This is a genomic window from Loktanella atrilutea, from assembly GCF_900128995.1.
Lineage (GTDB): Bacteria > Pseudomonadota > Alphaproteobacteria > Rhodobacterales > Rhodobacteraceae > Loktanella > Loktanella atrilutea.
Genome location: NZ_FQUE01000008.1, coordinates 100335 through 112729 on the forward strand (window position 1 = coordinate 100335; position 12395 = coordinate 112729).

Here is a 12395-nt window from a genome sequence, read left to right on the forward strand (position 1 = left end):
TGATGCGCGCCCCCGCAGCGCGGTGCAAGGGGATCACGGCGCGGGGATCATCGCCCGAACGTGACTTTTCATGTCAGCCGGATTTGCGCAGGAAGGGCGCATGACTCGCACCCTGTCCCTGATTGCCGTCCTCGGTCTGACGCTTACGGCCGCGCCTGTCACGGCGCAGGGCAACGATGTCGCCCAGGTCACCGTGCTGCCCGGGTGGGTCACGCCGCAGGGGACGCATATGGCGGCCCTGCGGATCGACCTTGCCCCGGGGTGGAAGACCTATTGGCGCAGCCCGGGCGACGCGGGCATCCCGCCGCTGATCACCGTGACGGGCGGCGGCGTGGATCGTGTGCAATACCACTGGCCGACGCCACATGTCTTTGACCAGAACGGGATGCGCTCGATCGGCTACCACGACACGCTGGTGTTGCCGGTCGAGGTTTCGGGCCACGGGTCGCTGCGCCTGACGGGATCGCTGGATATCGGCGTGTGTCAGGATATCTGCGTGCCCGCGCAGCTGGCCTTCGACGCGCCCCTGACGGACGGCCCCCGCGATCCGGTCATCGTCGGGGCGCTGCTGGACCAGCCGCAGGCAGAGGGTCGCGCGACCTGCCGCGTCACGCCCACCGCCCAAGGGCTGCTGCTGGACGCCACGCTGTCCCTGCCCCCGACCGGCGAGGCAGAGGCAGTGGTGATCGAGGCGGGCGATCCGCAGATCTGGGTGTCGGAACCGCAGATCCGGCGGCAGGGGAACACGCTGACCGCACAGGCGCAGATGGTGCGCGGGGCGGGAGATGCCTTTGCCCTCGACCGCTCTACCATGCGGTTCACCGTGCTGGGTCAGGACCGCGCGCTCGAGGTGCGTGGCTGCACCGCCGACTAGGCCGGTGGCCTGCGCCGGACCGCCATGACCAGCGCTGCCGCGATATAGATTGCCAGCAGGACAAGCCCCAAACCGGCAATGAACACCGCCATTGCGGCGCCTGCCCCGCCCGCTAGCAGCGGCAGCATCGCCTGCGCCGCGGGCCATGCGGCCCCCGTCAGCAGCACCGGCACGACGAGCGCGCCGAACAGGGTCAAGACGGCCAGACCGCCCAGCGCGACCGGTCCCCACATCGCCGCACGGCGCGACCGCACCGCACGCTGCGCGGCGCGGATCTGGCGCGACACGTCGGCCTGCATCGCCATCAGCGACGGCACCACCAGCAGCACCAGCACCATGCCGAAACCAAGGCCGTAGACCAGCGTGACGACCGTGGGTTTCAGGAACTCGGCCTGCGTGGAGCCTTCATAAAGCAGCGGGGCAAGGCCCAGAACCGTCGTCAGCGTGGTCAGCAACACCGGCCGCAGCCGGTTCGCCACGCCGTCGATGATCGCAGGGACCAGCCCACGGTCGGCGGCGTATTCGTCGATCGTGGTCACCAGGACGATGGAATCGTTGATGATGATGCCGACCATGCCGATCAGGCCGACGACGGTGAACAGGCTCATCGGGATGCCCCAGGCGTGGTGGCCATAGATGGCCCCGACGAGGCCGAAGGGAATGATCGCCATGACGACCAGCGGCCGCGTCCAGCTGGAGAATATCCACGCGAGGCTGAGGTAGATGCCGCCCAGCACGAGGATCAGCGCATTGGTGGCGTCGGACAGAAAGGCGTCCTCCTGTTCCGACAGGCCGGCGAGGCTGGTTTCGACCCCGAAGCGCGCGGCGATGTCAGGCAGGATCGTCTCGTCGATGATCTTTTGGATCTGCGCGGCACGGTCGGGGTCGTCGTCGGACAGCTCTCCGGTCACGGAGATCAGGGGGATGCCGTTCTCGCGTCGTACGGTGCCGAAGCCCGTGCGACTGGTCACGCTGACCACGTCGCCCAGCGGCACGAAGGTGCCGTCGCCGGTGCTTATCCGGGTGCGGGTCAGGAAATCCGCCGTCTGTTCCGCCTCTGGCAGTTCCACCCGGATCGTGGCGGACCGGATGCCGTCGGGATAGGTCGCCGCCTCGATCCCGGTCAGGCGGTTGCGCAGGATGCCGCCCAGCGCGTCGATGTTCAGGCCCAGCGCGGCGCCCTGCGGGGTCAGTTCCAGGAGCAGTTCCTCCTTGTCGTAGGCAAGGCTGTCCTCCAGCCCGCTGACCTCCGGGAACTGGGTCAGGGCGGATTTCAGCGCCTCGGCGGCGTCCTTCAGCGTCACGGCATCCGCGCCGGACATCTGCACGTCGAGGCTGTCGCCGCCGGGGCCGGAGCCGTAGCTGCGAAAGCTGACGATCTCTGCCATGGGTGATTGCACGACCTCTTCCTGCAGGGCGCTGACGAAGTCGGAACTGGTGAAGGGGCGGCTGTCGGCATCGGTCAGGCTGATGCTGATCGCGCCCAACTGGTCGGGATCCTTCTGGTCGGCACCGGCGATGCCGCGGCCCGCGTTGCCGCCGATTTCCGCAATGACGTAGGTCACGGGATTGCTGCCCGTCTCATCCGCGTAGCGGGCGGCAAGGGCCGTGGTCGCGCGCTGCATCTCGTGCATCATCTCGATCGTGTCGGCGCGGGTGGCGCCGGGGAGCATGGCGAAATTGCCCGTGACCTCTCCCTGTTCGGGGCTGGAAAAGAACTGCCAGCGCACGTCGCCGCGGACGAACATCGCGATCTGGCTGGCAAGGATCAGGATGACGCCCGCCAGCACCGGGTAGCGGGCGCGGATCACCAGCGCCATGACGGGGCGGAAGACGCGCAGGCTGAAGGCGTCGAAGCCCCGGTTCACCCAGCGCGACGGCGCGTCGTACCACGCCTGCCCGGCATTGGGACCGATGGAATGGCTAAGATGGTTGGGCAGGATCAGGAAGCATTCGACAAGGGACGCGGCCAGCACCACGATGACGGTGAACGGAATGTCCGCGATCAGGCTGCCGAAGCGCCCGCCGACGGCGACGAGGCCGAAGAACGCGATGACGGTGGTCAGCGTGGCGGAGAATACGGGGCTGAACATCTTGATGGCGGCGCGTTCGGCGGCGACCTTGGGCGGTTCGCGCAGGGTCCGCGCGCGATAGTCGGCGTGTTCACCCACGACGATGGCGTCGTCCACAACGATCCCCAACGTCAGGATCAGTGCGAAGAGAGAGATCATGTTGATCGTGATCCCGAAGGCATACATCAGCGCGATCGCCGCCAGCATCGAGGCGGGAATCCCCATCGCGACCCAAAGCGCCGTGCGGGCATTCAGGAACAGGAACAGCAGGATCACCACGAGGGCGAGGCCCTGAAGACCGTTCTCGAACAGCAGGTCGAGGCGGCCCGTGATCTCTTCCGCCCGGGCGTTGATCAGGTCGATGGTGGTACCCGGCGGCAGGGTCGCCTGCAACTCCGCCGCGACGCGTTCGACGCTGTCCTGCAGGCCAATGGCATCGCCGTTGGCGGAACGGACGACGCTGATTTCCACCGCAGGGTTGTCGCCGACGAAATAGGCGCGGCTGCGGTCCACCCCTTCGACGGTGACGCGGGCGACGTCGCCGATGGTCAGGGTGGACCCGTCCGGGTTGGACCGCAGGGCGATGGCGGCGATCGCCTCTGCGCTGCGGTTGGACGCACCGGTGCGGACACGGGCGGTGCCGGCCACGTCCCCCACGGCATTGCCCGTCGCCTCCTCCGCGATGCGGGAGGCGATGTCGGACAGGCCGATGTCGTGGCGGATCAGGGACAGCGAGGGCACCTCGACGATGGTCGACGGGGCCGCGATGCCCTTGACCGTGGCCTGCGTGACACCGCTCTGAAACAGACGCACGACCATCTCGTCCGCGAAGCGGCCCAGCTGGTCGACGCCGACGGGGCCGGTAATGACCACGTCCGTCACCCGGTCGGACCAGCCGCCGCGGCGCAGCTCGGGGTCCTCGGCGTCCTCGGGCAGATTGCCGGCGCTGTCGATGGCGGCCTGCACGTCCTCTGCCGCGCGGTCCATGTTGGTGCCGGGCGCGAATTCGAGGCTGATGCGCGCGCTGCCCTCGGTCGCGCGGGCCTCGGTGTCGGTGACGCCCTCGACCGCCTGCAGCGCGGGGCCGAGGACCTGCACGATCCCCGCATCGACGGATTCCGCCCCTGCCCCGTCCCAGCGGACGGAGACGTCGATGCCGTCGATGATGACGTCCGGGAAATACTGCGCCCGCATGTTGGGCCAGGCCATCAGCCCCGCGCCCAGCATCAGCAGCAGCAGCAGGTTCGCCACCGTGCGGTGGCGCGTGAAATAGGACAGAAGACCCCCCGCGCGGGCATTCAGGGCGTCGCCGCCGGTGGACCGCTGCCGGTCCATCAGCCGCCCATCCGCGATTCGATCCGGGCGACGGTCGCCGCCGGCACCTGATCGGCGTCGAGCTGCGCGAGGATCCGCGCCTTGGCGTCGTCCGGCATGCCGCTGTCCGTGACGAAGGCCTTCAGCCGTGCGCGGCGGGCATCGTCCAAGGCGACGTTCTCGGCGGTGTCCGGGGTGTCCGTCGACGTGGCATCCGGCGGCCCGATGGGCCTGACACCGATCCCCGCCCCCAGCAGGGGCGTGCGGGCGCTGACGACGCTTTGCCCGGCCAGATCGGCGGCGGCGATCAACACGTCGTCCCCCTGCCGGCGCATGACGGTGACGGGGCGGCTTTCCAGCCGGTCGCCCGTCGCCACCACCAGCACCGTATCGTCGGCGGCCACGGCGGTGGCGGGCAGGCGCGCCACATCGTCAAGGCTCGATTCCTGCACGCGCACGGTCACGAAATCCCCGGGCCGCAGACCGGGCGCGTCGTCCAGCGCCGCGAAAAGCTGCCGTCCGGTCTGCCCTTCGCCCACGGCGCCCGCGACCCGCGTGACGCGGCCTCGGGCGGTCAGGTCCAGACCTTCGACGTCGATATTGACGGTGACCGGCAGACCCGTGATGGCCGCCGCGCCTTGCAGCAGGCGGGCGTACTGTGCCGTCGAGACGCGAAAGGCGACCTCCAGCCGGGCCGGATCGATCAGGGTGGCGATGGCCTCGTTCGCGTTCAGGCGCGCGCCCTGCGCCGTCAGCACGTTCGTCAGGACGCCGTCGAACACGGCGGTGACGGTGGTGTCGGCCAGCGTGCGGTCGGCCTCTGCCAGATCGATCCGCACCCGGGCCAGCGCCGTGCGGGCCTGATCCAGCCTCGCTTTGGCCTGCGCCTGATCCTGACGGCGGGTCAGGACGGCGGACTGGGCATTCGACAGCGCCAACTGCGCCTCCTCCACCACCGACTGGGTGCCGACACCGCGCGCCGCAAGGTCGGTCGCACGCGTCAGCGCACCCTGCCGCAGTTCGACCTGACCCTCGGCCTGCGCCAGTTCGTCAGCCGACAGCTCGACACCGCGTTCGGCATCGCGCACCTCGCCCTCGGCGTCCTGCACGTCGGCGGCGATCCGGTCGCGGGCGGCCTGCGCCGTGGCGGTGTCGAGGCGCAGCAGCGGCTGACCGGCGGTGACGGTGCCCCCTTCGGTCAGCGCGGGATCGGTCCAGAGCACGGTGCCGCCCACGGGCACGCGCAGATCAAGCGTCGTGGCACTGCGCACTTCGCCGTAGGTGACGAGTTCGGGGGCGATGGTTTCCGGCGTGACCGTCGTCACGTTGACCGCGAACACGCGTTCGCGCCGGGGAAAGCTGCGGGGTTCCTCGTTCATGCGCGCGACGACGGCGCCGCGCACCGTCTCTATCGCCCACAGCCCGAGGGCCAGCGTCACCACCAGCAGGAAAAGCCCGATGAGGGACCGTCGCAAGAACCGCATTCGATCATCCCGAAAACCACACCTGCAAGATAGGTCCGCGCCGACGGATCACCACCTTACCCCCATCAAACGGGCGTGGGCGTCATTTCCGTCGCTGGTGTTCATCCAGTCGCGGCATGATCTCGACGAAGTTGCAGGGGCGGTGGCGGTAATCCAGCTGCTTGACGAGGATCTCGTCCCAGGCATCCTTGCAGGCCCCCGGACTGCCCGGCAGCGCAAAGAGATATGTGCCGTTCGCAACGCCGCCCGTGGCGCGGCTTTGCACCGCACTGGTGCCGATCTTGGCCATGCTGACGTGGGTGAAGACGGTGCCGAAGGCCTCGATCTCCTTTTCATAGACGTCGCGATGGGCCTCGACCGTCACGTCGCGCCCGGTCAGCCCGGTGCCCCCGGTCGAGATCACGACGTCGATGGCCGGATCGGCACACCAGTCGCGCAGCTGTTCCGCGATCGCCGCCCGGTCGTCGCGGACGATGCTTCGGGCGGCCAGCGCATGCCCCGCGTCGGTCAGACGCGCGACGAGGGTGTCGCCGGACCGGTCGTCATCTGCCTGCCGCGTGTCGCTGACCGTCAGCACGGCGATGCGGACGGGGATGAAGTCGCGAGTGTCGTCGATGCGGCTCATGCGGGGGGACCTTTCTGGCGGTGATATGCGTGGCGGACAGAGCAGGATGCCGTCTGCATCGCAAGGGACTTGCCCCCTTGCAGATGGCGGCCCCGACCTTAGGTTCAAGATCACCCCATACAGACGGACCGATGTCATGCAGTATTCCATCCTCGATCTGGCCCCCGTGCCCGAAGGCAGCACCACCCGCGCGGCGATCGCGAACACCGTCCGGCTGGCGCAGCGGGCAGAGGATCTTGGCTATCACCGCTACTGGCTGGCAGAGCATCACAACATGGCGGGCATCGCCTCTGCCGCGACGTCCGTCCTGATCGGGCATGTTGCGGGTGCCACGAAGACGATGCGCGTCGGCGCCGGCGGCATCATGCTGCCGAACCATGCGCCGCTGGCGATCGCGGAACAGTTCGGCACGCTGGCGACGCTCTATCCCGACCGGATCGACCTTGGACTTGGCCGCGCGCCCGGCGGCGATGGCCACGTGATGCGCGCGATGCGTGTCGACCGGCGCGGCGATACCTTCCCGCAGGACGTGGTCGAGCTGATGAACTACCTTGGCGACGACGATGACGGACCCGTTCAGGCGCATCCCGGTCGCGGCACCCACGTGCCGGTCTGGATGCTGGGCTCGTCCCTGTTCGGCGCGCAGCTGGCGGCCTATCTGGGCTTGCCCTACGCCTTTGCCAGCCACTTCGCCCCCGACGCGCTGGAAGATGCGATCGCCACCTATCGCGGCACCTTCCGCCCCTCGGCGCAGCTGGACAAGCCCTACTTCATGCTGGCGGTGAACGTCATCGCAGCGGGTACGGACGCCGAGGCCGCACGCCTTCGCACATCCGTGCAGCAGGCCTTTGCCAACCTGCGCAGCGGCAAGCCCGGCAAGTTGCCAGCCCCCGTGGACGACATCGAGAGCCTGATCGGCGCCGGCATGCGGACGGCGGTGGACCACGCCCTGCGGGTCACGGCCGCGGGCGGGCCCGCCACGGTGCGGCGCCAGATGGCCGACCTGATCGCGCGGCACCAGCCGGACGAAGTCATGCTGACCGGCCAGATCCACGACCCCGACGCCCGCATCCGCAGCTTCGAGATCGCGGCAGAGGTCATGCAGGACAAGGCTCTCGCCGCCTGACGCGGACACGGCCCACGTCCGCCATACCGCTCGCCGTGGGCCGCGGGCGGGCATGGCCGGTCAGACCGGCTTGCCCGCGTCCAGCCGCGCCAGAATGTCATCGCCCTCGGCGATGATCGTCGCGCGCTTGTCCGCATCCATCCGGTCCCAGTTCGCGTAGATGCGCCCGATCCGGGGATTGCCTTCGAAGATCTTCCGGTGCCGGTCCATGAAATGCCAGTAAAGCAGGTTGAAGGGACAGGCCCCCTCTCCCGTCTTCTTGCCGACGCTGTAGGAACAGGCGCCGCAATAGTCGGACATCTTGTGGATGTAGTTGCCTGAACTGACGTAGGGCTTGCTGGCGATGATGCCGCCGTCGGCGAACTGGCTCATGCCGATGACATTCGGCGCCTCGACCCATTCGTAGGCGTCGGCGTAGACGGCCAGATACCATTCGTGGACCTGCGCCGGATCGACCCCCGCCAGCAGCGCGAAATTGCCGGTCACCATCAGCCGCTGGATATGGTGGGCATAGGCCTCTTCCCGCGTCTGTTCCACGCTGCGCTTCATGCAATGCATGAATGTGGGTCCGCCCCAATAGACGGCGGGCAGGTCGCGGGTGTGCTTCAGACCGTTGCGGGACGTGTAGTCCGGTCCTTCGACGAAATAGATGCCACGCACGTATTCGCGCCAGCCGATGATCTGGCGGATGAAGCCTTCGGCCGCGTTGATCGGCGCGTCGCCGGCCTGCCATGCCGCCTCGACCGCCTGACAGACTTCCATCGGGTCCAGCAGGCCCGCGTTGATGTAAAGTCCGACGATCCCGTGGTAGAGGAAGCGATTGTCGTCCAGCATCGCATCCTGATAGTCGCCGAACTGCGGCAGGCCGTTCTTGACCCAATGGGCCAGATGTTGCCGCGCCTGCCCCCGGTCGGTTGCGAACCAGAAATCGTCCAGATCGCCGAAGTTGTCCGCGAACCGCTCGCGCACGAGGTCCAGCACCTCCTGCACCGTGTCATCGGGCGTGAACCGCATCGGACCGCTGTAATCCACCGTCCCCGGCGCCGGCTTGCGGTTGTCGTGGTCATAGTTCCACTGACCGCCCGCGGGATCCTCGCCCTCCATCATCAGGCCGGTCTTGCGGCGCATGTCGCGATAGAAATACTCCATCCGCAGCGCCTTGCGCCCCTTCGCCCAACTTTCGAAATCCTTGTGGGACGCGATGAACCGGTCGTCCGGGCGCTGCTCCACCTGCACCGGGCAATGGGTCAGCGCCTCGATCAGACGCCATTCGCCGGGTTCCGTCGCGATGACGCGGTCGGCGCCGTGCCGTTCTGCCGCGGCCAGCAGCGCGCCGCAGATGCTTGTCTCGCCCTCCTCGAACCGGGCGTAGTCCACAGTCCATCCATCGTTACTCAGCCGTTCGGCAAACTTTCGCATCGCCGCGAACAGGAAAGCGATCTTCTTGGGGTGATGCTTGACGTAGGACGCCTCGTCCGCAACCTCTGCCATGACGACGACGTCGCTATCCCTGTCGCCCGCACGCAGGGCAGAGAGATTGTCCGACAGCTGGTCGCCCAGCACGAGGATCAGGTTCACCACGGGATCGCCTCTGCCGCGTAATCGAAGAAGCCGCCGGTGTCGTCCCGCGACAGACCTTCCATCACGCGGATCAAATTCGCCGCCGCCGCGTCTGCCGTTACCGTCTTGTGGTGCCCCGCGTAATCGGCGGTGAAGGGCGTCTCGACCGTGCCGGGATGCAGGGCGACGACGATGCTGTCCTTGTGGGATCGCCCAAGTTCGATAGCGGCACCATGCACGATCTGGTTCAGCGCCGCCTTCGATGCCCGGTAGCTGTACCAGCCGCCGATACGGTTGTCGCCGATGGACCCGACCCGCGCCGACAGGACCGCACAGACCGACCGCCCCCTGCGCGGCAGCAGGCGCGCGGCATGGCGCAGGATCAGCGCGGGCCCGATGGCGTTGACGGCCATGACCTGTCCCATCGCGCCCGCGTCGATGGCGTCCAGCGACTTCTCTGGCGTGCCCAGCACGCCCACAGCGACGAAGATCAGGTCGAAGGACCCCTCGACCGCGTCCATCACGCGCGCGACCGATCCCGCATCCGTGACGTCCAGCCCGTCCGCGCTGCGCGACAGCGTCGTCACCGCGTCACCCCGGTCCCGCAGGGCTTTTGCCACCGCCCGCCCGATCCCGCCGGAGGCGCCGATCACCAGCGCCCTAATCGGCATAAATCATCTTGCGTGTCATGCCGCCGTCCACGGTCAGCACCTGCCCCGTCACGAACGCCGCATCCGCCAGGTATCGCAAGGCCCCGACGATATCGGCGACCCGCCCCGCCCGGCCGACCGGATGCTGGGCGTGATCGACGTCCCGCAGGTCGTCCCACCCGTCCGTCACGATCCAGCCGGGCGCAATCGCGTTCACCCGCACTTCCGGCCCGAGGGAGATGGCCAGCGCATGGGTCAGCGCCACGATCCCGCCCTTGGAGGCGGCATAGGCCTCGCTGTGGGGTTCCGACATGGCGTGACGGGTGGAGGCCATGTTCACGATGGCTCCCTTCGCCTTGCGCAGCAACGGCACGGCGGCGCGACACATGAGGAAAGTGCCGGTCAGGTGGCTGTCGGTCACGCGCCGCCAGTCGGCCAGCGACAGATCCTCTACCGGTCCCCGGTGCGGGTCCGCCAGCCCCGCGTTGTTCACCAGCAGGTCGCAGGCATCGATGCCGCGCCATGCAGCGGCCACGCTCGCCTCGTCCCCTACGTCGCAGACGATGCCGGTCACGCCGTCAAGGCTGACCTCGTCCACGTCCAGCCCGAACACGCGCCAGCCGGCGCCTGCATAATCCGCAGCGATCCCCCGCCCGATCCCCGAGGCGGCCCCCGTCACAACAATCGTCTTCTGTTCCATGTCGCCTGATCTAGACCCCGAAGGCCCGCGGTCCATCCTTCATCTGGCGGGATAAACTCCGGGTGAGGCAGTTGCGCGGCCGAGGGCAGCGCCCTCAAAAACGCTCTTTCCATCGCGGAAACCCGCGTTATAGTCGCCCCCATGACGCAGATCGGGTCCATCCGGGGCAGCAGCCCGCGTATCCTACGCCTGAACCACGCCTGAGCGTGCCTGTCGGCGCGACCGCTCGACCCTGGCCAGCGCCGAAAATTTCCCACACGACAGTTCAGGACCACATGACATGACCGACCGCGTTCTCATTTTCGACACCACCCTTCGCGATGGCGAACAATCCCCCGGCGCCACGATGACCCACGCGGAAAAGCTGGAAATCGCCGCAATGCTGGACGACATGGGCGTCGACATCATCGAGGCCGGGTTTCCCATCGCCTCCGAAGGTGACTTCGCCGCCGTGGCGGGCATCGCAAAGGCCGCGCGCAACAGCGTGATCTGCGGCCTTTCCCGCGCGAACTTCAAGGACATCGACCGCTGCTGGGAGGCGGTGAAGCACGCCAGGAAGCCGCGCATCCACACCTTCATCGGCACCTCGCCGCTGCACCGGGCGATCCCCAACCTGACCATGGATCAGATGGCGGAACGCATCCACGACTGCGTGACCCATGCCCGCAACCTTTGCGACGACGTGCAGTGGTCGTCGATGGACGCGACCCGGACCGAGTGGGACTTCCTGAAGCGCACGGTCGAGATCGCGATCAGGGCGGGCGCCACGACGATCAACATTCCCGACACCGTGGGCTATACCGCCCCGGTCGAATCCGCCGACCTGATCCGCCGCCTGATCGCGGAATGCGAAGGCGCGTCGGAGGTGGTCTTTGCCACCCACTGCCACAACGACCTTGGCATGGCGACGGCGAACAGCCTCGCCGCCGTCGAGGGCGGCGCGCGCCAGATCGAATGCACGATCAACGGTCTGGGCGAACGCGCGGGCAATACGGCACTCGAAGAGGTCGTGATGGCGCTGAAGGTGCGCGCCGACATCATGCCCTACCACAGTCAGGTCGACACGAAGAAGATCATGGCGATCTCGCGCCGGGTCGCCACCGTGTCGGGCTTTCCGGTGCAGTTCAACAAGGCCATCGTCGGCAAGAACGCCTTCGCCCACGAATCCGGCATCCATCAGGACGGCATGCTGAAGAACGCCGAGACCTTCGAGATCATGCGCCCGACCGACGTCGGCCTGACGGAAACCAGCCTCGTCATGGGCAAGCATTCCGGCCGCGCCGCGCTGCGGTCCAAGCTGTCGGAGCTTGGCTACGAGTTGGCCGACAACCAGTTGTCGGACGTCTTCGTGCGGTTCAAGGAACTGGCAGACCGCAAGAAGGAGGTCTTCGAGGAGGACCTCGTGGCGCTGATGCGCCAGAACGATGCGGTCGAGGACCGGATCAGGCTGAAATCCCTGCGCGTGGTCTGCGGCACCGACGGGCCGCAGACGGCCGACATCGTGCTGGAGATCGACGGCAAGGAGCAGTCCGCCAGCACCACCGGCGACGGCCCCGTCGACAGCGCCTTCAACGCGGTCAAGGCGCTGTTCGACCACAAGGCGCGGTTGCAGCTCTATCAGGTCCACGCGGTCACCGAAGGCACCGATGCGCAGGCCACCGTCAGCGTCCGGCTGGAGGAGGACGGCCGTATCGCGACTGGCCAGTCGGCGGATACGGACACGGTCGTCGCCTCGACCAAGGCCTATATCAATGCCCTGAACAGGCTGATCGTACGGCGCGAAAAGACGGCGCCGGATCACGACACCAAGGGAATCCACTACAAGGATGCCAGCGCCTGAGCGTGGCAAATATCGCAAATTGACAAGTCTGAGGGGCGGATGCGTCAGTATCCGCCCCTCAGACATCGTAAAGGTGCAAGTGGCAGAAATGCGCCATCCGGCGCCGCAGACGGGGCTTTCATTCCGAGGGGGCTTGTCCCTATAAGGCAC

9 protein-coding genes are annotated in these 12395 nt (G+C 67.7%); 3 read left to right on the forward strand and 6 right to left on the reverse strand.

Features of this window, described 5'->3' with window-relative positions:
* Positions 1-100: 100 nt before the first annotated feature.
* Positions 101-874 carry a protein-disulfide reductase DsbD domain-containing protein gene (locus BUA54_RS15330; RefSeq protein ID WP_072858140.1) on the forward strand — a complete coding sequence of 258 codons (774 nt, stop codon included), beginning with the start codon at positions 101-103 and terminating at the stop codon, positions 872-874.
* Here the strand turns inward: BUA54_RS15330 and BUA54_RS15335 are convergent.
* From BUA54_RS15335 to moaB, 3 genes are all read right to left on the reverse strand, one after another.
* A complete protein-coding gene (locus BUA54_RS15335; RefSeq protein ID WP_072858141.1) occupies positions 871-4281 on the reverse strand; it encodes an efflux RND transporter permease subunit in 3411 nt (1136 codons plus the stop codon). The two genes, BUA54_RS15330 and BUA54_RS15335, sit on opposite strands and share 4 nt — an antisense overlap.
* The gene (locus tag BUA54_RS15340) at positions 4281-5744 is read right to left on the reverse strand and encodes an efflux RND transporter periplasmic adaptor subunit (RefSeq protein WP_072858142.1); all 1464 of its coding nucleotides are present in this window, start codon (positions 5742-5744) and stop codon (positions 4281-4283) included. Before BUA54_RS15340 ends, BUA54_RS15335 begins: the two co-directional genes overlap by 1 nt.
* An 82-nt stretch (positions 5745-5826) precedes the next feature.
* Entirely contained in the window at positions 5827-6369 is a 543-nt protein-coding gene (gene moaB, locus BUA54_RS15345; protein ID WP_072858143.1) for a molybdenum cofactor biosynthesis protein B, read from the reverse strand.
* 136 nt (positions 6370-6505) lie between these two features.
* Here moaB and BUA54_RS15350 point away from each other — a divergent pair, with 136 nt between their 5' ends.
* Complete coding sequence (locus BUA54_RS15350; RefSeq protein WP_072858144.1) at positions 6506-7495, forward strand: LLM class flavin-dependent oxidoreductase; 990 nt, start codon at positions 6506-6508, stop codon at positions 7493-7495.
* Between the two features lie 60 nt (positions 7496-7555).
* Here BUA54_RS15350 and BUA54_RS15355 read toward each other — a convergent pair whose 3' ends face one another.
* From BUA54_RS15355 to BUA54_RS15365, 3 genes are read right to left on the reverse strand one after another with little or no spacing between them, the layout of a single operon-like run.
* Entirely contained in the window at positions 7556-9076 is a 1521-nt protein-coding gene (locus BUA54_RS15355; protein ID WP_072858145.1) for a cryptochrome/photolyase family protein, read from the reverse strand.
* Positions 9070-9726 carry an SDR family NAD(P)-dependent oxidoreductase gene (locus BUA54_RS15360; RefSeq protein ID WP_072858146.1) on the reverse strand — a complete coding sequence of 219 codons (657 nt, stop codon included), beginning with the start codon at positions 9724-9726 and terminating at the stop codon, positions 9070-9072. The genes BUA54_RS15355 and BUA54_RS15360 overlap by 7 nt, the downstream gene beginning before the upstream one ends.
* Positions 9716-10405, reverse strand: a complete 690-nt coding sequence (locus tag BUA54_RS15365) for an SDR family NAD(P)-dependent oxidoreductase (protein ID WP_143155450.1) — start codon at positions 10403-10405, stop codon at positions 9716-9718. Before BUA54_RS15365 ends, BUA54_RS15360 begins: the two co-directional genes overlap by 11 nt.
* 280 nt (positions 10406-10685) lie before the next feature.
* Between BUA54_RS15365 and BUA54_RS15370 the strand changes: the two genes are divergently transcribed.
* Complete coding sequence (locus tag BUA54_RS15370) at positions 10686-12245, forward strand: 2-isopropylmalate synthase (protein WP_072858147.1); 1560 nt, start codon at positions 10686-10688, stop codon at positions 12243-12245.
* The last annotated feature ends 150 nt before the right edge of the window (positions 12246-12395 follow it).